Source organism: Staphylococcus simulans, from assembly GCF_002902285.1.
Taxonomy (GTDB): domain Bacteria; phylum Bacillota; class Bacilli; order Staphylococcales; family Staphylococcaceae; genus Staphylococcus; species Staphylococcus simulans.
Window position 1 is genome coordinate 84,654 of sequence record NZ_PPRU01000004.1, and the last position, 19,553, is coordinate 104,206.

Genomic DNA, 19,553 nt, shown 5'->3' on the forward strand with positions numbered 1-19,553 from the left:
CCCTTTTCTTTCTCTCTTATCGCTTGATACATCTCATCAAAGCGATTGATCTCTGACTCTGGCTAAATCATCTTGGTAGTTAATATTTTGGTACCAATCAGGTCTTGTATCAACCTCATGAACATCCAGCCAATCAGAAGCGACTTGATTATAAACATGTTTCATACTATAATCATCAGATTCTAGTGCACGTGCAATGACTGGTAAACACGTCGGACTATAAAATGCGATAGTAGGAATCGGATACCCCTCTTCTTCATACCCCGCAATATCTAACTGATCTTCGATGACATGTTCAACCATAAATTGATATAACGTGCTGACAGCTTTTTCTGTGATTAACGGTGTATCTACTGAAATCACAAAGAATAGTTCTGCTTCAAAATCTTGCTTCATTACTGAGTAGATGCCTGAAAGCGGTCCTTTCGCTTGATGTTCTTCATCATCTACGACCACTTTGACATCTTCAAATTGATCAGCCAATTCCGCACTAGAACTAATGATAATCTCATTAAACATATTGGCTTCATTCAAGGCTTCGATAATATGTTGATAAAACATTTTATCATTGAGCCTCGCAAATGCCTTAGGCGAACCGAAACGTTCTGAACGTCCGCCTGCTAAAATAATTGCTTTCACTTTCTTAACCTCCGCTTACCGGTGGAATCAACGCAACGACATCAGAAGGTTGAATCATTTCATCATTTGGCACAAATTCTTCATTCAAGGCGATTTGGAATTGTTTGCCGCTGATTTCTGGATACGTTTCAAATAAATATTTTTTAAACGCCTCTACTGTCATTTCATTCTCTAGTTCAAATTCTTCTGTACCTTTTTGTAAGATTTCTTTAATCTCCGCAAAATAAAGGACTTTCATTCTGTTTGCCCCCTTTCAATGGCATCTTCATGGTAACCACGTTGATGACCGATCCATTGTGCGCCATCTTCCCATATTTCTTTCTTCCAAATCGGCACTACTTCTTTAATACGATCAATCGCATATTCATTTGCTGCATAGGCATCTTTTCTATGTGGTGAAGAAACTGCGATTAATACCGCAATATCGGAAATATGCAATGGTCCGATACGGTGAACAATGCTGACAATCGTGCCAGGCCATTGTTCGTTGATTTCATCGCCGATTTGAGCTAATTTTTTTTCAGCCATTGGCACATAAGCTTCGTACTCAAGATGTTCTGTACGAATGCCTTTTGTCCATTCTCTAACATGACCTGTAAAGACCACTACTGCACCTTGATGCGGTGTCAGTGTAAAGTCTCGATAAGGTTCTGTTTGAATCGGCTCAGTCACAACTTCAAATTGTTTCATTTTGACTCATCCTTTTTTCTATCGATAAAAGTTAATAACCACTTTTTAAAATGACTTAACTTTGTATTTTTTTGAAACGGTAACTTATATTGTACATGACTCAGCTCAGATAAAGAAACTAATTCCGCTTCATCTCTATAAATAATCACTTTATCATAATCCGCTTGTTTAAAGCCTTCAACTAGTAACACATCATAATCAATCGTGACTGCTGATTCAATAATGTGGGATAAAGTTTGTTCTGTTGTACGTGTGACTGTTTCTCTTAACGCATGACCTTGCACAATGCTTTGGTCTGCCCCTGCTTCAAAATGTTTCATATGATCGACTTCTGCTGCTTGTAAGGTAATATCTTCACTACCATGTCCATGATGTTTAATCGTCACTACACGATAACCTTGCGCTTTCAGAAACTTAACTGTTTCTGCCATCAAGGTTGTTTTGCCAGAATTTTTATATCCCACAATTTGTAAAATCATAGTGCTAATTCCTCTTCAAAGGTATCTGTTTCAGTCAGAATGACATCCACTGTGTAGCCTTTTTCAAAGCCGCGTGTACCGCTCGGCAACATAATCATCGCATTACTGTGTGCAATCGCGACAACCGCACCTGATTTGTTGAAACCAGAAGGCACTACTGTTGTTTGTAAACCATTTAATGTAGCTTTTGCACGAATGAAACGTGTGAATGGATTGGCTTTTTTGAAGTCTTCCATCAATGTGGCTTTTACAACTTGAGGGAAACGTTCAATCGCGCCCATCATATTTAAGACTGCTGGTTTTACGAACAATTCAAATCCTGTATAGCACGCAGATGGATTCCCTGATAAACCAAATAAATATTGGTTATTTGCGACAGCAACTGTTGTGACACTGCCTGGACGCATTTGTACTTTATTGAATAATACTTCTGCACCGATTTCTTTGTAGATAGCTGGTAAATAGTCGAAGTCACCAACAGATACACCGCCTGTTGTGATGACCATATCATGAGAAGCGAGTGCTTCTTTAACGACTGCTAAACTGCTGTCGAAATCATCTTCTTGAATTTTATAAACTTCACAGTCTAAGCCGAATTGATTTAGTAAGCCTTGAATCATCGGTCCATTGGAATTACGGATTTTACCTGGTTCTAATTCATCACCGACATCTAATAACTCACTGCCTGTCGCAATAATAGCTGCAGATGGTAAGCGACGTACAGGCACTTCTGTATAACCGAAGGTCGCAAGTACTGCGATAGCCCCAGCATTAATACGTTGGCCTTCTTTTAATACGACATCTCCGACTTCTGTTTCCTCACCTTTTAATGAAATATTTTCATTATGTTCGAAGGTTTTACGAATCGTAAATGAATGTTCACCTTCACGTGTTTGTTCTAACATCACAACTGCATCTGCACCTGCTGGAATTTCTGCCCCTGTCATAATACGGACAGCTTGGTTCGGTCCGACTGTTTTGTCTGACACACTGCCTGCACCGATGTGATCAATGACTTCAAATTCAATACGGTTGTCACCGCTTGCACCTTTTGTATCTTCACTTCTTAACGCAAAGCCGTCATAAGGTGATTTATTAAAACGTGGAATTTCATACGTTGCCACGATATCTTCAGACAGTATATATCCTAAACTGTCATTTAAAGGCACTTGTTGTGTTTCTGTACGAAATTCTTGTGCTACCACACGTTTGATTGCTTCTTTTACCGCAATTGGATTTCTTTTTTCAACTGGCATAAACTATCTGCTCCTAACATCTATTTTATTTCATGCTATAATGTCTAAGCGAGGAGGAATAACATGTCTGAATTTACTCATATCAACGCTCAAGGTAATGCGAAAATGGTCGACGTTTCTGATAAAGACATCACAAAACGTGTTGCGACAGCACATTCAAGCATTACTGTTAACGAAGCGATTTACAAGCAAATTGTAGAACATACAAATAAGAAAGGTAATGTGCTGAATACTGCCCAAATCGCGGGAATCATGGCAGCTAAGAATACCTCTACGATTATTCCTATGTGTCATCCGCTCTCACTGACGGGTATCGATATTGCCTTTGAATGGGATACAACATCGTCATATACACTTAATATTGAAGCTACAGTCTCTACATCAGGTAAAACCGGTGTAGAAATGGAAGCTCTCACAGCCGCTTCAGCAACGGCTTTAACCGTTTACGATATGACCAAAGCACTTGATAAAGGGATGGTCATCGGCGAAACTTACCTTATCTCAAAATCTGGCGGGAAATCCGGGGATTACCGCAGATCATAAACTGTTGTTGTTCATGTTTTACCCTTTTTATACGTAAACATGAACTTCACAACAGCACTACGGAACCATTGACGTTGTGATTTTACTGTCACAACGTACAATCGTTCCGTTTTTTTCATGTTACTCCTATTATATAATGCGAATTCTTTAAGTTAAATAGGCTGAATGGATGAAAAAACTGATGAAATCTTATGAAATCAGTGATTGGCTTCAGTGTTTTCCCTTATTCAATCAAACAGTACAGTGAAGAAGCGGTTAGTCTTCTACCTGAGTAAAATCTAACCGCTTCTTATTGCCTTTTATTTTGTTAATTCATGAATGAGATGATTCAATTCAGGTTTAATTAATTTTTCAATCGCTAATCTTACCGCACCAGATGAACCTGGCAATGAGAAAATCAATTGTTCACCTACTGTACCGCCGACAGCACGTGATAATAAAGCACGTGTTCCCACATCTTCAGCATAACTTAAATATCTGAATAACTCTCCGAAACCTTCAATTTCTTTTGTTAATAAAGGAGTTACTGCTTCAATCGTCACATCACGTTGTGCGATACCTGTACCGCCCGTCGTAATAATGACATCCACATCTTCATTCAACCATTGTTGTACTTGTTCAGTAATCGCTTGTTTATCATCTTTGACAATTGTGTAATGATCATCTGCAATTTCCACATTAATCTCTGATAATAATTCTTTAGCTAAATTACCGCCTTTATCTGTTTCTTTTGTTCTTGTATCAGACACAGTTAAGACTGCTGCGTTGATGGTTCTATCTAATTTGACATTCACGTGTTCATTTTTCATTCATTAGGCCTCCTATGTGTTTTACTCAACCGAGTAATTGGTTCATTAATTTAATCGCTTCTTCAGGTTTCGTCATGCCATGTATCAACATGCGTCCGCCTGAGAAACTGACGATTCGATGATTGTTGAATTCGAAGCGAATCATATAAGGGTTCGCATGATACTTAATATGATGCGTTTCAAGATATTCCTTCAACATTTCCTGGGTAATATCCTCATTATTGTATTGAACTGTATCTCTTCCGCATAATGTCGCAAACTGTAAATCAGTATGATTTAAATGCGGATAGGTCGCATGTTCACTACACGTATGACAATCAGCTTTAAACATACGACTGAACCCGAATGTATAGTGTGTCCCTTCCCAAATATCACCATAAGTTAATTTAGGCGTAAAAGGTGTTTCAGTCAGGATTTTTAACGCATCACGTGTTTGTAAACTCGTGGTCATGGTTACCGCTGGTTGAATTACCCCTACTGTATCACACGTCATGTTAATGACTGGTAATTGCGGCATCAGACAATTGAAACACGGAGTTTGTCCAGGAATGAAAGATGCTTCGATATATGTACTTTGTACAACCCCGCCATATATCCAAGGTATATTATATTTATACGCAAAATCATTCACTAATAAACGTGTATCGAAATTATCTGTCGCATCTAAAATTAAATCTACCTCAGTTCCATGCGTTTCTAGAAACTGGGGATTGACTTGAGCGATATGCGCCTCAATGATGACATCACTTCGGATTTCCTGCAGCTTTTCTTTCGCCGCAATCACTTTCGGCATCGCGTCTGTCGCATCTTGTTCTGTAAACAACATTTGACGTTGTAAGTTGCTGAACTCGATGTAGTCACGATCAACAATCGTTAACTGTTTGATGCCCGCTCTGACTAAACCGTCCGCAATGTGTGTTCCTAATGCACCCATGCCGATTATCAGCGCATGTTTTTGCGCAATTTTCTCTTGGCCTTCTCTGCCTATATGTTTAAACAAAATTTGTCTGGAATAACGTTCTGACATCTTTCGATTCCTTTCTTAAAGTGCATTGTCTTTATTATAAGACGAATAGAGACGTGTTACAATCGTTCGAATTGTAGTATGTCACCTAAAATCCGGTCATGCCAATAGAAGACAGACCGGATTGAAACTTTTTATTATTCAGCTGGTACAGAACTTAACGTTATAATTTCATCCGCCAATTGTTCTGCTTCGTAATTAGAATGTGTCACAAAAATAATCGGGATTTGCCATTCATCAAAGAGTCGTTTCACTAAACGCATACTTTCTTCTTTCGTCGCATCATCCAAACTAGAAAATGGTTCATCTAATAAAAGTAAATCAGGACGTGTGCTTAATGCACGTGCTAATGCGACACGTTGTGCTTCCCCGCCTGATAATCTAGCTGGAAATTGTTTTTGTAAATAACTGATGTTTAATTGATGCATCAACGCTGTAATATGTTCAGAAGGTTGCGCCATAAACGTGATATTTTGAAAAACTGTCATATTCGGAAACAATTGATAGTCCTGAAATAAATAGCCTAAATGACGCTCTTGAATTTTAACATTCACAGATGATTGCGTATCCGTTAACACACGTTCGTTGACTTTGATATAAGCGTTATCTGCAGCCCTTAAGCCTGCGATCATATTCAAAACAGTCGTTTTCCCCACTCCTGAAGGTCCTCGTATCGCATAAATTTTAGGTACTGTATCTTGAATATCTAACTTCAGTAACTGTCCTTTTAATTGATGTGTAATTTGGATGGTCAACATCTTAATCCACCTCCAAATAACGATCTTTGTTCATTAAGTTAATCGTACCAATAACAGTAATCGCAAATGCGACTAATACTAATACCCATAGCCAAGCTTGGTTCTCTTTGCCTTGTTCAACTAAGAAATAAATCTCTAAAGGCAACGTATTGGTTTTATTTGGAATATAACCCGCTACCATTAAGGTTGCGCCGAACTCACCGATTGCACGCGCAAATGCCATCATCACACCAGATAAAATAGCACGCTTTGATAGCGGTAAAATCAGTCTGAAGAAAATTTTATTTTCACTTGCACCCATTGTTCGTGCTGTATTCAACATTTTATGATTAATACCTCTAAAACCTTGAATCGTATGTTGATACATTAACGGAAAACTGACAATCACAGAGGCAATAATTGCACCAGTGATTGTGAATATGACAGGCATATGTAAAACATTTGTCATAAATGCGCCTACAGGGCTTCGTGGTGAGAAAACAATTAATAATAAGAACCCCATGACTGTCGGAGGTAACACAATCGGCAGGATAATAATACTCTCAAGAAGTGTCACAATACGTCCACGACGTCGATATAACAGTCTTGAAATTAAAATCCCAAGTACTGTTACAATAATCGTGCTGATTACAGCCACTTCAATTGATATCCAAAATGGCGTTAAATCAGGCATTTCCACTCCTCCTACGCTTCAAATTGATAATCTTTTAAGATTTGTTTCGCTTCATCTGATTTTAAGAACTCAATCCAAGCTTTCGCTGTCTTATTATCAGATGTTATTCCGGCTTCATAAACAATCGGTTGTTTTAATTTCACCGATTCGATTTCTTTTACTTTATCATTTTTAGTTTTGTTTTTATATAAATCCGTTTTATAAACAAAACCGAGTTGCGCGTTCCCTTTTTCCACATAATTCAAGACTTGACGGACATCTTTCGCAAAGACAAGATGATCTTTAACGCTGCTGTATAATCCATTGTCTTTTAAGTAACCTTCTGCGTATTTACCTGCAGGTACAGAGTTCACTTCGCCTATCGCAAGTTTTTGTCCATCTTTTAAACCTTTGACTGATTTTAAATCAGTGCCTTGTTCACCAATTAATACAAGTTGATTTCGCGCATAATCATAAGTGTTATCAGCTTTCTTCTTATCTTTTAACGCTTGGACATCTTTTGTGTTGGCTGACATAAACACATCAACAGGTGCACCTTTTTCAATTTGTTGTCTTAACGATCCTGATCCGCCGTAGTTAAATGTAATATCAACATCTGAATGTTTTTTCTTAAATGCTGTTTCTAAATCTTTCGTCACATCCGTTAAACTTGCGGCAGCTGCGACATGTAAAGTATTTTCTTTTTGATTACTGTTTGTTTCTTTTTTATCATTTGAACATCCAACAACAACTAAGCAGACGCTCAACAGTATAACCGCAAAGTATTTCAACTTCATCTTGAAGAAGCCTCCTAAAAATGATTAATTCACTCTCGATTATACGCTTTCGGTCCATAAATTCCAATTTGAATTTAACCATTATCTTTTGTATTCGCACAAGAAAAAAGGCCAATATGACATTGACCTTTTGATTATAATTATAAAGTTTGAACAAAACGTTTAAAGGCTTCTAAGCCTTCAGTATCACGTTTAAACACACCTGCATCTTCTAAGACACGTTTGAATTTCTGACCTACAGCATCTAAAACAATACCTTCAGCATTTTCAGGTGTAAATTGATGTTTCTCTTTTAGTTCATCTGCGAAATCTTGATGCACACCTAAATCTATATCAGTTTCACCTAAAACATATTGTTCGACTTGTTTAAGCTCATGTTTTAAACGTGCTGGTAAAATCGCAGTTCCCATCACTTCGATTAAACCGATGTTTTCTTTTTTAATGTGTTGTACATCTTGGTGCGGATGGAAAATACCATCTGGATAATCTTCTGATGTTTGATTGTCTCTTAGTACTAAATCTAATTCAAAACGACCTGTTTCTTGACGGTAACGTGCAATCGGTGTGATGGTATGATGACGTTCGCCCTCCTCACTTTGTGCTTTGACTTGAACACTTTCATCACTGTACGCATTCCATTGATTGAAAATATGTTCTGCCGCATCAATGAGTTGTGCTTGATTATTACCTTTTAAACGGATTACACTCATCGGCCAATCTAACAACACCGCTTCTACTTCAGGATAATCATCAATAGTAAAACGTTCTATTTCTGTCGCATTATCCATCGGGAAAGTGTGGCGCCCTGTTTGGTAATGGTTGTGAGACAAGATTGAACCGCCTACAATCGGCAAGTCCGCATTAGATCCCGCAAAATAGTGCGGAAATTGCTTCACAAAGTCTAATAAATTCACAAAAGTTTGTCGTCCGATCTTCATTGGCACATGTTGTGCAGATAATACGATACTATGTTCTGGGAAATAAGCGTATGGTGAAAATTGGAATCCCCAGTCTTCTCCATCTAACTTAATACGCGCAATTCGGTGATTACGACGTGCTGCTTGGGTTACAGAACCTTGGTAACCTTCATTTTCCATACATAACGCACATAAAGGATAACTTGTTTGTTTTGCTTCTCTTGCTGCCGCAATTTCTTTCGCATCTTTTTCAGGTTTAGACATATTAATTGTAATTTCTAAGTCACCATAGTTCGTTGGTGTATAGAAATGAATATTTTGTGCGATGGCATCTGCCTTAATATAGTGGTTGCGCATACAAATATCATATAAATATTGCGTCGCTTTCTCCGGGCTGTCTTGATACAACTGTCTAAAGTTGCGATTAATAGTTGAAGGTTTCGGTGTGATTAAATCTAATAGTTTCGTTTCAACCATTTCTTTTTGATATACCGCATCTTCTATTAAGTGATGTTCAATCATTCGATTAATCCAGTGTTGTGCAATCGCATTCGGTGTATCAAGTTCTGAGATATCTCTCTCCTCATGTTCGATATCTTCTGCTTGTGTAATCTCTAGCACTAGGTTTTGAATATAGAAAGCATCTTCCTTTTCAAAGTCCCCATATTCTACTGCATATGAAATAAAGCGTTGTATCAGCTGTTGATTCAGCTTCATGATACGGCCTCCCTTTTTATTTATCTTCGTAGCCATTCGGATGTGCGCGGTGCCAATGCCAAGCAGTTTCAATAATTTCATGAATATCATCATGTTTCGGCTCCCAGCCTAACACGTTACGTGCTTTATCACTTGAAGCGATTAATTTACTTGGATCACCTGCACGACGTTTGCCGATTTCTGATTTAATCTTTTCACCAGTCGCTTGGCGTGCTGCTTCCACAATTTCAATAACAGAATAACCTTGACTGCTGCCTAAGTTGAATGCGCCGCTCTCACCGCCATCTTTTAAGTAACGATACGCTAAAATATGCGCTTCAATTAAATCTGTGACATGTAAATAATCTCTGACACATGAACCATCTTCTGTATCATAATCTACACCGAATATCGTAATCGCATCTCGTTGTCCTAACGCTGCTTCTAATACAATAGGAATTAAATGTGTTTCCGGATTATGATCTTCACCAATCGTATCATCTTCACGTGCACCTGCGACGTTGAAGTAACGTAATGCTGCATAGTTCATACCATATGCGTTATGACACCAATGCATCATTTTTTCCATCATCAATTTACTTTCGCCATAAGGGTTGGTCGGTGCTTTTTTCGCATCCTCTGTAATCGGGACAACATCTGGTTCACCATAAACTGCTGCTGTTGAAGAAAAGACAATATCATTCACATCATGTGCTTTCATCACTTCAAGCAACACTTGCATACCATAGACGTTATTATTGAAATAATCTAAAGGTTTCTCTACCGATTCTCCAACTAATGAATAAGCACAAAAATGGAAGACACCTTCAACATTTTCCGTTGCGAACACTTGATTTAAGAATTCGCTGTCACGGATATCTCCTTCATAAAAACGTGCTGCTTTAGGCACGGCACCTCTATGACCTGTTCCTAAATTATCCACCACTGCGACATCATAACCAGCATCTATCAATTGATGCGCTGCATGGCTGCCGATATAACCGGCACCGCCTAATACTAAAACTGACATGATTTTCCTCCTTAAAGTTCGATTGTTTTCACGCCGTCACCGATATTGACATGGTAAAACGATGGCGCATAACCAATCTTGTCTGTATAAATACGAGAGACTTCATCTTCTAAATCTTTAACTTTTGATTGATGAACTAAAGCAATCGCACATCCTGCGAATCCTGCACCTGTCATACGTGCACCAAGGACTCCATCAACATTTTGTGCAGATTCTGCTAAAGTATCTAGCTCTTTGCCCGTCACTTCATAATCATCCTTCAATGAAGCATGGCTTTGGTTTAATAATTCACCAAAGCGTTCAAAGTCTGATTGCGCTAAAGCATCATACGCTTCTTTAACACGTGCGTTTTCAGTAACTGCGTGACGTGCACGACGACGTATCGTTTCATCTTCAATTAAATGCGCATATTTTTCGAACGTTTCAACGTCTAAATGTCCTAACGCTTCAATATCCAATTCTTGTTGAAGTAACGCTAATGCTTTCTGACATTCTTCTAACCGTTCATTATATTTAGATTCTGCTAATTCACGACGCTTATTCGTATTCATAATAGAAATCGTGTAATCTCCGAATTCAGTTGGAACATAATGATACTCTAACGTATGCGTATCTAATAAAATCGCTTGATCCTTTTGACCCATACCCACAATGAACTGGTCCATAATACCTGAATTGACACCGATAAATTTATTTTCTACTTTACGTCCAAGTTGAATTAATTCTAAGCGCTCTACATCTAAGTTAAAGAGTTGTTTCATTAACCAACCTGTCAGCATTTCAATAGAAGCTGAAGAAGATAAACTTGCGCCGTTTGGAATGTTACCTTCAACGATGACATCAAAGCCTGAGTCAATTTTGTAACCCGCTTCAATTAAAAACTTAACCATGCCTTTTGGATAGTTCGCCCAACTATGGTCAGCATTGAAATCTAAATCATCTAATGAAAATGAAATAATACCTTTTTCCTCAAAGTTCAAAGAGTAAAAACGAATCGTACGATCTTCACGTTTACGTGCTAAACCGTATGTGCCTAATTCAATAGCAGCTGGGAATACATAACCGCCATTATAATCTGTATGCTCTCCGATCAAATTAATACGTCCTGGTGCGAATGCGGCAACATCTGGCTTTGTTTCAAAATGCTTTTCAAATTGCGTTTGCATAGATGCCAACATAATATAACTCCTCTCACAAGGTAAATTTATTAGTAAACACAATTAAAGTTTATTTGTTTACTAAATGTTTTGTCAACACTTTCATTAGTTCTTAAAAGAAAAAGATTGTCGCTCTATTTGTTTCGTTTGTATCACAATATGCATGGCAGATTGACGTGTTTTTTGAATACGTTCTTTTGCCATTAAGACAGCACTTTTACCAAACTGCTCGATATCAATACGCACACTCGTCAATGATGGTGTTACATATTGATTTACATCTAAGTCATTAAATCCGATAACTCCAGCATCTTTAGGGATTGTGACACCTCTTTGTTGGAGGCCTTGAATTAGACCAATTGCGACCATATCATTACCCGCTATCAACACATCTGGGATAGTGTCTGCTTCTGTTATCGCTTCAAAACCATCTTCTCGTTCCCAACCGATTAAATTGCCATTCGGTATCTCATCATGTTGTTGACACCAAGAAAGATATGCGTGATATCTTGCATCATTTTCATATGCTTCTTTCCCATCTAAATTACGTTCTTCACGTATGCCTCCATAATAAGCGATATGTGCATCATGATAAGTGTCCCTGATTTGATTCAGCAGCTGATACATGGCTTGTTCTAGATCAGAGTACACTGCATCGATATAATCAGGAACTTGCTTATTATTAATCACCACCATATTAGGGTTATGGCGATAAATTTCTTTTAAAGCATCCAATGAGAAATTACCGATGACTAACACTGCACCTGCTTTTTTCACATCTTGTAAATCTTGTTTTTTAAATCCTGTTTCAATTCTAAGTGTCTTCTTTAATGTTAAATTTAATTTCTTAATTTCAGACTCTATTGCTAAACGCAATTCACGATGAAATGGGTCAGCCATTTCTCGTCTACGAGACGCATAAGTAATGATTTGAACTTGGCGATTTACACGTTCTGCTTTGTGATATTCAAGTTCTTTTGCGGTATTTAAAATACGAGTTCTTGTACTGTCGGCTACAGACAATGTCGGATCTTCATTAAGTACACGTGACACTGTACCTGGACTGACACCCGCTTGTTTTGCGATATCTCTAATACTTGCCATAATTGACACCTCTCTTTTGTTTACTTTAAGTTTACTACGCTCTGTTTACTTGTACAACTTTTCATTTTAAATAATGAAACATTTCATGCAAATCTTTTTTGTAAATTGAAGTGATGTAGTATATTGTTAAATTAAGGAGTCATGCATATGAATAAAGATAAAGATGTTTTAACGAATCAGACAATTGTCCGCTTTGAAGATGGAGAATTATTTGAAACAACTGATAGTTATGTTACAGAATTTCCATTAACTGTCATGGTTAATGGCGAAGAATTTGCAACCGTCATCTGCAGTCCAGACCACATGGAAGAATTGGTGCTGGGCTTTTTAGCGTCTGAAGGTGCAATTTTAAAACGCAGTGAATTGAAATCGATTCAAATAGATGACAGCAAGGGGTTTGCACATGTTGAATTAACGAAAGACTTAGGGGATCGTTTCGAGTATTCAACCAAGCGCATGATTGCTTCATGTTGCGGTAAAAGTCGTGAGTTTTATTTCCAAAATGATGCGGCAGTAGCTAAGACGTCATTGTCGAATATCACACTCACACCTCAACAGGTCATCAATATGATGACGAGACTACAAACTGCAAGTAAACTGTTCAAACGTACAGGCGGCTTGCATAACGCAGCCATCAGCGACGGAGATGCTTTCTTTGAACACCGTCAAGATATCGGTCGACATAACGCACTCGATAAGTTATATGGTTTCTGTATTGAACGTCATATTCCTGTTCGAGACAAAGTATTAATTTTCAGCGGTCGTATTTCATCAGAAATTCTGATTAAAGCGGCTAAAATCGGAGTTGGTGTTATTCTTTCTAAATCCGCACCGACTACGTTAGCTGTGACGCTTGCGAATGACTTAAACATAACAGCCATTGGATTTATCAGAGATGGCAACTTCAATATTTATAGTCACCCAGAACGAATAAAAGCTGTGTCCTCACAAGATTAACTTGTGAAACACAGCTTTTTTGTTTGCTTATATATTCTCTTTTATCACACTATAACAATAACTGATGAAGGTATAGCCTTGTTTAATATACATTTCCTTGGCAGTATCTTCACCGTCTGCGATTAAAATCAAAGGTTTATGCTTGGCATAATTTGCGACAAATCCCTGCATAGCACGTCCGATTCCTTGTCCACGCATTTCTTTGATCACACCGAAACTATCGATTTCAATCGTTTCTTCTGATTCAATCATATCTAATGTGCCGACTGGTTGATTATCTTTATAAGCAATCACCCGCTTCACATTCGTTGCGCCGTCAAATTGTTGTCTTAAAGTTTTAACCACTTCGTCTGCGTAGTCTTTACCGTAATCCAGTGAAAAATAACGACAGATTTTCAAATAATCATCCAAATGATAAATATCGACAAAACGGATATCTAAACCATCTGGAATGTCACCTGCAAGCTCATGTGCTTCGATCGCATACATTTCTAACAACACAACATCAAAATTCTCTCGTTCAAAATATGTACGAAACGTGGAATCTAAAGGTGTGTTTTCTGGAAAAGTAAATGCCAAATGGCGACTCTCTTGTTTGAGATGTGCGTGTGTTTGTGTTTTGACATCTTCTAACCAAGTTTCAAACGTCGGCATGTCATGATATACCCATTTGTTCGTATAATACGTTAAAGGTTCTTGTGGTGTTAAATAAATCGTCTTTTGTTCATCTTCATAAGCAATCGTTCCAGGTTGATCAATTAATCGCATGGATAGCGGCCCCATCTTTATCCCTCTTTCTGCTACCTCAGAAACGAATCAATTGTTTAAAGCGTGTGTGATTCAATAATGCTGCACCGATTAAGCATGCGATAATCGCTTTAATAATATCCCCCGGCATAAAGACAAATGATAAAAAGAATGCTTTTGATAATGGCATATGTGTAATCACGCCCATAATTAATGTGCCGACAATGTCTAATAATAAGACACCCGCAATTAATGTAGGTAAAAATAAACGACCGAAATTGATTCGTTCTATAGATTTATCGCGCGCATACCCAATTAAGAAAGCGACGACTGGATATAAGAATAAGAAACCTGCTGATGGACCAGCAAAAACTCCTATACCGCCACGACCGCCTGATAGTACAGGTAAACCGCACGCTGCTAAAATTAAAAATACAATTACGCTTAATGTACCATACTTTTTGCCTAAAAGAATACCTGCTAGAAAAATACCGACATTCTGCAAGACAATCGGTACTGGCATGAATGGAAGCGGAATAGGTGGAATCAGACCAAGCAATGCGATAATAGCTGTCATAATCGCAGTAAATGTGATATGTTTTGTTGTCATAATATAACCTCCTCAAAATCTTACATGGAAGATTATATCACATATGTTAACTTTAATTTACGATAAGTTAACATTTATTTGTATAATTTTACACGTCTAGACACGAACCTTTGCGGCAAGGTTTGTCATGTAGTCAAAGAATGCATCTCTGTGCACATCATCGATTAATCTGATTGTACGGCCACCCTCTTGAACACGTTTAGTTCGTCCTTGACTCGGTCCTTTTGTAATCACTTCTGTTTGTACTTCTTCAACATGTACTAACTCAGGTTTTCCGACAGAAGCTGTTGTTAAGACATCCCATAAGAAATACGTAGAGTTCGTCACAAAATGCGTTAATGGCGGAACTGCAGCATAACAAACACCTAAGAAATCTACACCTAAAATATCACGTTGATCTGCCCACATTTGTCTGACATCAATTGTTAACGGCACTTTATTTGTACTTTCTAACGCAACCATATCAATCGCAATATCTGTATCAAAAACCGTTGCGACTGCTTCTGGATCCCAAAAGGCATTCCATTCTGCAGTTCCATCATGTTCAGGTTCTTCAACATTGCCTTTCGTTAAGAATGTTCCCCCCATCCATACTAAGCGTTCAATTTTTTCTGTGATATGCGGAGCAACCTCTAATGCTTTAGCCAAATCTGTTAAAGGTCCAGTAAATAACAAGGTTACTGGTTTCTTACTCGCTTCTAATTTTTCTATTATATCTTCATATGCTTCAAGTTCTGATTGCGATGCTCGTTGTTCAGTACGTGATTCATTCAATACTGGTAATGCATCTACAAAGAAGGCATGCATACGCCATTCTTTAGGAAATGGATTCTTCCCTCTTTGTGATGATGCGGCAACTTTTAAATCTCTATCTGAAAAGCGGTTAATGATTTTAATAGACGCACTCACTGCGGGTTCTACATAACTGTCAGCACCAATTGCGCTGACACCGATTAATTCAACATCTTCCATCTGTAGTAATAAAAAGAGAGACACTAAATCATCTACACCGCCATCGTGGTTGAAATATATTTGTTTCATGTTCTACCTCCAAAATTTATGTATATTACTTATTAAATTGAAATTCACAACAAATGTAAAGTAAGCATTTAACCAGAAATTTAATTGTATGATGTCTAGCTTTTCTCGTAAAACAAATGCAGACCGCTAAAAACTACCAACTCTCTATTCCGAGTGATACACTAAACTTAACAAGGCAACAAACGTCAGGAGGAATGACATTGTTAGAATCAGGATTAATTCATACAGAGATTCAACGTAAATGGTTAACAAAATTACAATCAATCAAAGACGAATTTCAAGCACATGCAGCATACAATGATGCGCATAGCCGCTTCCCTCACGAGAATATTGATTGGCTCGTTAAAGAAGGTTATACCTTATTAACCTTGCCGAAAGCTTATGGCGGTGAAGGTGCGACAATTGAAGATATGGTTATCATCCAAAGTTATTTAGGTTCTATTGATGGTGCCACAGCTTTATCTATCGGTTGGCATTTAAGTACTGCAGGACAAATATTTGAAGAACAAAAATGGGAGCCTCACCTACTCGATCAATTAGCACAAGCTATTCAAGAAGGTGCGTTGATTAATAGAGCGGTGAGTGAAGCGGATACTGGAAGTCCGACACGTGGCGGCAAACCTTCAACACACGCTAAACGCTCAGGTTCAGAATATGTTTTAAACGGCGTTAAAACTTTTACTTCAATGTTGCCAGCTTTAACCCATTTCTTAGTCAGCGGCTACAATGAAGCCACAGACCAATTCGGTTTCTTCTTAGTTGAAAAAGAAACGCCTGGAGTGTCTGTTGCTGAAACTTGGAATGTGGTCGGCATGCGTGCGACTGAAAGCCATGACCTGGTATTAGAAGATGTGCATATACCACAAGAAAACTTTGTAGAAGTTGCGGGCGGTTCAAAAGGACCGAACGGTTGGATTCTGCATATCCCAAGTGTGTATTTAGGTATTGCACAAGCTGCGGCAGATTATGCGAAAGACTTCGCCAAAACACATCAGCCGAATAGTATTGATTACCCTATCGGACATCTTCCGACTGTCCAACAATCAATCGGTGAAATGGAGTCGTTATTACTTTCAGCACGTGCCTTTTTATGGTCTACAGCCCGTATGTATCATGAAGCCCCTGATGCACCTGTTTGGAATGAAACTTCCGCAAGTAAAATTTTAGTAATGAATCAATGTTTGAAAGTCATCGATTTAGCAATGCGCATTGTCGGTGCGAAAAGTTTAGAAATGGATCGCCCGCTTCAACGCTATTATCGTGACATGCGTGCTGGTCTGCATAATCCGCCAATGGAAGATGCGGCTTACACAAATATTGCCAAATCAGAACTCAACTTATTCTAGTGACTTAACACTATGTTCAATAGTCGAACATAGTGTTTTTCATTTTAAACAAATAATAAATGTTGATTTATTTAGAAATTTATATTGTGCTTTCTGCCAATACCCTTTATAATTTTCAATAACGCTAAACGATAATCGTTTTCAATTAGGAGGAAGATATAAAGATGAAAAAATTACTCATCCCACTGATTGTGTTAGTCCTTGTGCTTGCAGCATGCGGTAAACAATCCAGTGATCAAAAAGATTCAAAAAAAGAAACACGTTCATATACAATGGATAACGGTAAGAAAGTAGATATTCCGAAAGAACCTAAACGTATTGCGGTTGTTGCACCTACATACGCTGGCGGTGTAAAAAAATTAGGCGGTAACGTTGTAGCAGTCAACAGCCAAGTCGATGACAGCCCTATCTTAAAAGAAAAATTCAAAGGTGTTGAAAAAATCGGCGCCACTGGCAGCGAAGATGTTGAAAAAGTAATCAAACAAAAACCAGATTTAATCATTGTTTATTCAACAGATAAAAACATCAAGAAATATCAAAAAGCAGCTCCTACTGTAGTTTTCGACTACGCAAAACATAAGTACTTAGATCAACAAATTGAACTAGGTAAATTGTTAGGTAAAGAAGACGAAGCTAAAAAATGGACAGAGGATTGGAAAAAAGAAACTAAAAAAGATGGTAAAGAGATTCAAGATAAAATCGGTAAAGATTCAACAATCTCATTATTAGATGAATTCGACAAAAAACTTTATACGTACGGTCCAAACTGGGGCCGCGGCGGTGAAGTGATTTATCAAGCATTCGGCTTACAAATGCCAGAAAAACAAAAAGAACTAGTTAAAAAAGATGGTTGGGCAGAAATCAAACAAGAAAAAATCCCTGAATATGCAGGCGACTATATTGTATCAACACGTGCCGGCAAAGCTGAACCATCTTATACTCAAACAAACCTTTGGAAAAACCTTCCAGCAGTTAAAGAAGGACATGTCATCAAAGTAGATGCGAAAACATACTGGTTCAACGACCCTTACACATTAGAATTCATGCGTAAAGATTTAAAAGAAAAACTCGAACAAGCAGCTTCTAAATAATATGAAAAAACGGCTTACACAGTAAACAGGTTGTGTAAGCCGTTTTCTTTATATATTATTTATTTTCAGTTTCGCTTTCAACAGGCATCACATTTGGTTTACCTGCCATCAACATCAACCATGTTGCGACGATGAACGGTAATGTGAATACTGGCAAGCCGAAAGGTTTTAACCAAGTCACTAAACCAGCGTGTACAACCACTGTGATAAAAATACCAAATAACATACTTAAATATTTGTTAAATACTGAAGTTTCTTTAAAGGTAACACCTAAAGCCAATATTACTAAGATAACATTATAGCCATATAATCCTGTATTTATATCATCATGGTTCGCCCCAAATAACATTACCACAAAAACACCGATAATATTTGCGACGACTGAGAAGATACCTGCACGTTTAGAAGCAATAAAGATACCAATCAGTATCAATAAGCCCCCTACTGTACTTTTCACCAAGAAAATTTCACTAAAGCCATCTAAGAAAGTCATCACACCGTTAATCGCGTGATGTGAAAATGTAATCTCACGTACCGTAGAAGGTAAAATATTAACCCCAGCATTGACGTGTTCGAATTGGAAGGACATAAATAGAAACATCCAACTGATAAACACATACGGCATGGTCAACATCGGCAAGTCAAAACGCGATAATAAATGACGAAATGCGGCACCAAGCGGTAATGTCAATACAACCGCAAGTGCTGTCATACCAATACCTTTAATGTCTGGCACTAAGAATATGGTTAAAGCCACACCTGTCAGCACTGGATTAAAACCAGCTAGCCCCTCTTTGATTTCTTCTTTGGAATAATTTGTATAAGGTGCTAATACATAAGCAATCAAACTAGAAAGCAATGCTGCTAGCCCTACTTTCCAATTTGCTACAAATAAACCTGCTAAAATGAATAGCCCTGTCCAAGCATTATTTAACAATAATACTTGTGAGATATTCTTTAATACAACGTCGACTAATTGACGCATCGATCCTTCACCTGATTTCTCAAAATTTATAAACAGTTATAATTTTAACAAAATAGGATTGTGAATAAAACCTATTGCTCTCTATTTATAATTTTTTAAGATTAAAATACAACGTTTGTTTGAAAATGTACCAAAAAAGGTAAAACTCCCTTGGGTTAATTAAAGTGTATATTCAAGCCTTAACTTGTTAATTTGCAATTATATTTGGCACCACAAATATATATT

22 protein-coding genes are annotated in these 19,553 nt (G+C 37.7%); 4 read left to right on the plus strand and 18 right to left on the minus strand.

Annotation, left to right across the window (positions count from 1 at the left end):
• Nucleotides 1-36 precede the first annotated feature (36 nt).
• From mobA to CD112_RS01095, 5 genes are read right to left on the minus strand one after another with little or no spacing between them, the layout of a single operon-like run.
• On the minus strand, nt 37-639 hold the full coding sequence (gene mobA, locus CD112_RS01075) for a molybdenum cofactor guanylyltransferase MobA (RefSeq protein ID WP_070625753.1): 603 nt from the start codon (nt 637-639) through the stop codon (nt 37-39).
• Nucleotides 640-643: 4 nt separating this feature from the next.
• A complete protein-coding gene (gene moaD / locus CD112_RS01080; RefSeq protein ID WP_002479597.1) occupies nt 644-877 on the minus strand; it encodes a molybdopterin converting factor subunit 1 in 234 nt (77 codons plus the stop codon).
• A complete protein-coding gene (locus tag CD112_RS01085; protein WP_002479598.1) occupies nt 874-1,329 on the minus strand; it encodes a molybdenum cofactor biosynthesis protein MoaE in 456 nt (151 codons plus the stop codon). The genes moaD and CD112_RS01085 overlap by 4 nt, the downstream gene beginning before the upstream one ends.
• On the minus strand, nt 1,326-1,808 hold the full coding sequence (gene mobB / locus CD112_RS01090; protein WP_057509892.1) for a molybdopterin-guanine dinucleotide biosynthesis protein B: 483 nt from the start codon (nt 1,806-1,808) through the stop codon (nt 1,326-1,328). Before mobB ends, CD112_RS01085 begins: the two co-directional genes overlap by 4 nt.
• Nucleotides 1,805-3,064, minus strand: coding sequence for a molybdopterin molybdotransferase MoeA (locus CD112_RS01095; protein WP_023014991.1), 1,260 nt, complete (start codon nt 3,062-3,064; stop codon nt 1,805-1,807). Before CD112_RS01095 ends, mobB begins: the two co-directional genes overlap by 4 nt.
• A 63-nt stretch (nt 3,065-3,127) precedes the next feature.
• Here CD112_RS01095 and moaC point away from each other — a divergent pair, with 63 nt between their 5' ends.
• Nucleotides 3,128-3,607: a cyclic pyranopterin monophosphate synthase MoaC gene (gene moaC, locus CD112_RS01100; RefSeq protein WP_002479601.1), complete on the plus strand. Its 480-nt coding sequence runs from the start codon at nt 3,128-3,130 to the stop codon at nt 3,605-3,607.
• Nucleotides 3,608-3,906: 299 nt separating this feature from the next.
• Here moaC and CD112_RS01105 read toward each other — a convergent pair whose 3' ends face one another.
• The 9 genes from CD112_RS01105 to CD112_RS01145 form a co-directional block, all read right to left on the minus strand.
• Nucleotides 3,907-4,416 carry a MogA/MoaB family molybdenum cofactor biosynthesis protein gene (locus CD112_RS01105; RefSeq protein ID WP_070625755.1) on the minus strand — a complete coding sequence of 170 codons (510 nt, stop codon included), beginning with the start codon at nt 4,414-4,416 and terminating at the stop codon, nt 3,907-3,909.
• Between the two features lie 25 nt (nt 4,417-4,441).
• On the minus strand, nt 4,442-5,443 hold the full coding sequence (locus CD112_RS01110; RefSeq protein WP_070625757.1) for a ThiF family adenylyltransferase: 1,002 nt from the start codon (nt 5,441-5,443) through the stop codon (nt 4,442-4,444).
• Between the two features lie 134 nt (nt 5,444-5,577).
• Nucleotides 5,578-6,198, minus strand: a complete 621-nt coding sequence (locus CD112_RS01115) for an ATP-binding cassette domain-containing protein (protein WP_070625760.1) — start codon at nt 6,196-6,198, stop codon at nt 5,578-5,580.
• Between the two features lies 1 nt (nt 6,199).
• Nucleotides 6,200-6,871, minus strand: coding sequence for a molybdate ABC transporter permease subunit (modB, locus tag CD112_RS01120; RefSeq protein ID WP_002479606.1), 672 nt, complete (start codon nt 6,869-6,871; stop codon nt 6,200-6,202).
• Nucleotides 6,872-6,882: 11 nt separating this feature from the next.
• Nucleotides 6,883-7,647, minus strand: coding sequence for a molybdate ABC transporter substrate-binding protein (gene modA, locus CD112_RS01125; RefSeq protein WP_103363697.1), 765 nt, complete (start codon nt 7,645-7,647; stop codon nt 6,883-6,885).
• A 140-nt stretch (nt 7,648-7,787) separates the two neighbouring features.
• Nucleotides 7,788-9,281: a UDP-glucose--hexose-1-phosphate uridylyltransferase gene (galT, locus tag CD112_RS01130; RefSeq protein WP_070625765.1), complete on the minus strand. Its 1,494-nt coding sequence runs from the start codon at nt 9,279-9,281 to the stop codon at nt 7,788-7,790.
• A 16-nt stretch (nt 9,282-9,297) separates the two neighbouring features.
• Nucleotides 9,298-10,290: a UDP-glucose 4-epimerase GalE gene (gene galE / locus CD112_RS01135; protein ID WP_103363698.1), complete on the minus strand. Its 993-nt coding sequence runs from the start codon at nt 10,288-10,290 to the stop codon at nt 9,298-9,300.
• A gap of 11 nt (nt 10,291-10,301) precedes the next feature.
• On the minus strand, nt 10,302-11,468 hold the full coding sequence (locus tag CD112_RS01140; protein ID WP_070625767.1) for a galactokinase: 1,167 nt from the start codon (nt 11,466-11,468) through the stop codon (nt 10,302-10,304).
• A gap of 84 nt (nt 11,469-11,552) precedes the next feature.
• A complete protein-coding gene (locus CD112_RS01145) occupies nt 11,553-12,551 on the minus strand; it encodes a LacI family DNA-binding transcriptional regulator (RefSeq protein WP_070625768.1) in 999 nt (332 codons plus the stop codon).
• 147 nt (nt 12,552-12,698) lie between these two features.
• Between CD112_RS01145 and fdhD the strand changes: the two genes are divergently transcribed.
• Nucleotides 12,699-13,508 carry a formate dehydrogenase accessory sulfurtransferase FdhD gene (fdhD, locus tag CD112_RS01150; RefSeq protein ID WP_023014998.1) on the plus strand — a complete coding sequence of 270 codons (810 nt, stop codon included), beginning with the start codon at nt 12,699-12,701 and terminating at the stop codon, nt 13,506-13,508.
• 27 nt (nt 13,509-13,535) lie between these two features.
• Here fdhD and CD112_RS01155 read toward each other — a convergent pair whose 3' ends face one another.
• From CD112_RS01155 to CD112_RS01165, 3 genes are all read right to left on the minus strand, one after another.
• Nucleotides 13,536-14,291: a GNAT family N-acetyltransferase gene (locus tag CD112_RS01155; RefSeq protein WP_070625771.1), complete on the minus strand. Its 756-nt coding sequence runs from the start codon at nt 14,289-14,291 to the stop codon at nt 13,536-13,538.
• A 22-nt stretch (nt 14,292-14,313) separates the two neighbouring features.
• Nucleotides 14,314-14,865 (minus strand): biotin transporter BioY, encoded by a 552-nt coding sequence (locus tag CD112_RS01160; RefSeq protein ID WP_002479614.1) that lies wholly within the window; start codon nt 14,863-14,865, stop codon nt 14,314-14,316.
• Between the two features lie 96 nt (nt 14,866-14,961).
• Nucleotides 14,962-15,906 carry a nucleoside hydrolase gene (locus tag CD112_RS01165; RefSeq protein WP_103363699.1) on the minus strand — a complete coding sequence of 315 codons (945 nt, stop codon included), beginning with the start codon at nt 15,904-15,906 and terminating at the stop codon, nt 14,962-14,964.
• A 194-nt stretch (nt 15,907-16,100) separates the two neighbouring features.
• Here CD112_RS01165 and CD112_RS01170 point away from each other — a divergent pair, with 194 nt between their 5' ends.
• Together CD112_RS01170 and CD112_RS01175 are read left to right on the plus strand one after the other, a co-directional pair.
• Nucleotides 16,101-17,252, plus strand: a complete 1,152-nt coding sequence (locus CD112_RS01170) for an acyl-CoA dehydrogenase family protein (protein WP_373364843.1) — start codon at nt 16,101-16,103, stop codon at nt 17,250-17,252.
• Nucleotides 17,253-17,416: 164 nt separating this feature from the next.
• On the plus strand, nt 17,417-18,343 hold the full coding sequence (locus tag CD112_RS01175) for an iron-hydroxamate ABC transporter substrate-binding protein (RefSeq protein WP_002479617.1): 927 nt from the start codon (nt 17,417-17,419) through the stop codon (nt 18,341-18,343).
• Between the two features lie 55 nt (nt 18,344-18,398).
• Here the strand turns inward: CD112_RS01175 and yut are convergent, their stop codons facing one another.
• Nucleotides 18,399-19,328 (minus strand): urea transporter, encoded by a 930-nt coding sequence (yut, locus tag CD112_RS01180; protein WP_002479618.1) that lies wholly within the window; start codon nt 19,326-19,328, stop codon nt 18,399-18,401.
• Between the last annotated feature and the right edge of the window lie 225 nt (nt 19,329-19,553).

Excerpts from the sequence above, each read along its gene's own strand:
- moaD (WP_002479597.1), bottom strand. The coding sequence starts at position 877 with ATGAAAGTCCTTTATTTTGCGGAGATTAAAGAAATCTTACAAAAAGGT.
- CD112_RS01085 (WP_002479598.1), bottom strand. The coding sequence starts at position 1,329 with ATGAAACAATTTGAAGTTGTGACTGAGCCGATTCAAACAGAACCTTAT.
- mobB (WP_057509892.1), bottom strand. The coding sequence starts at position 1,808 with ATGATTTTACAAATTGTGGGATATAAAAATTCTGGCAAAACAACCTTG.
- CD112_RS01095 (WP_023014991.1), bottom strand. The coding sequence starts at position 3,064 with ATGCCAGTTGAAAAAAGAAATCCAATTGCGGTAAAAGAAGCAATCAAA.
- moaC (WP_002479601.1), top strand. The coding sequence starts at position 3,128 with ATGTCTGAATTTACTCATATCAACGCTCAAGGTAATGCGAAAATGGTC.
- CD112_RS01105 (WP_070625755.1), bottom strand. The coding sequence starts at position 4,416 with ATGAAAAATGAACACGTGAATGTCAAATTAGATAGAACCATCAACGCA.
- CD112_RS01110 (WP_070625757.1), bottom strand. The coding sequence starts at position 5,443 with ATGTCAGAACGTTATTCCAGACAAATTTTGTTTAAACATATAGGCAGA.
- CD112_RS01115 (WP_070625760.1), bottom strand. The coding sequence starts at position 6,198 with ATGTTGACCATCCAAATTACACATCAATTAAAAGGACAGTTACTGAAG.
- modB (WP_002479606.1), bottom strand. The coding sequence starts at position 6,871 with ATGCCTGATTTAACGCCATTTTGGATATCAATTGAAGTGGCTGTAATC.
- modA (WP_103363697.1), bottom strand. The coding sequence starts at position 7,647 with ATGAAGTTGAAATACTTTGCGGTTATACTGTTGAGCGTCTGCTTAGTT.
- galT (WP_070625765.1), bottom strand. The coding sequence starts at position 9,281 with ATGAAGCTGAATCAACAGCTGATACAACGCTTTATTTCATATGCAGTA.
- galE (WP_103363698.1), bottom strand. The coding sequence starts at position 10,290 with ATGTCAGTTTTAGTATTAGGCGGTGCCGGTTATATCGGCAGCCATGCA.
- CD112_RS01140 (WP_070625767.1), bottom strand. The coding sequence starts at position 11,468 with ATGTTGGCATCTATGCAAACGCAATTTGAAAAGCATTTTGAAACAAAG.
- CD112_RS01145 (WP_070625768.1), bottom strand. The coding sequence starts at position 12,551 with ATGGCAAGTATTAGAGATATCGCAAAACAAGCGGGTGTCAGTCCAGGT.
- fdhD (WP_023014998.1), top strand. The coding sequence starts at position 12,699 with ATGAATAAAGATAAAGATGTTTTAACGAATCAGACAATTGTCCGCTTT.
- CD112_RS01155 (WP_070625771.1), bottom strand. The coding sequence starts at position 14,291 with ATGGGGCCGCTATCCATGCGATTAATTGATCAACCTGGAACGATTGCT.
- CD112_RS01160 (WP_002479614.1), bottom strand. The coding sequence starts at position 14,865 with ATGACAACAAAACATATCACATTTACTGCGATTATGACAGCTATTATC.
- CD112_RS01165 (WP_103363699.1), bottom strand. The coding sequence starts at position 15,906 with ATGAAACAAATATATTTCAACCACGATGGCGGTGTAGATGATTTAGTG.
- CD112_RS01170 (WP_373364843.1), top strand. The coding sequence starts at position 16,101 with ATGACATTGTTAGAATCAGGATTAATTCATACAGAGATTCAACGTAAA.
- CD112_RS01175 (WP_002479617.1), top strand. The coding sequence starts at position 17,417 with ATGAAAAAATTACTCATCCCACTGATTGTGTTAGTCCTTGTGCTTGCA.
- yut (WP_002479618.1), bottom strand. The coding sequence starts at position 19,328 with ATGCGTCAATTAGTCGACGTTGTATTAAAGAATATCTCACAAGTATTA.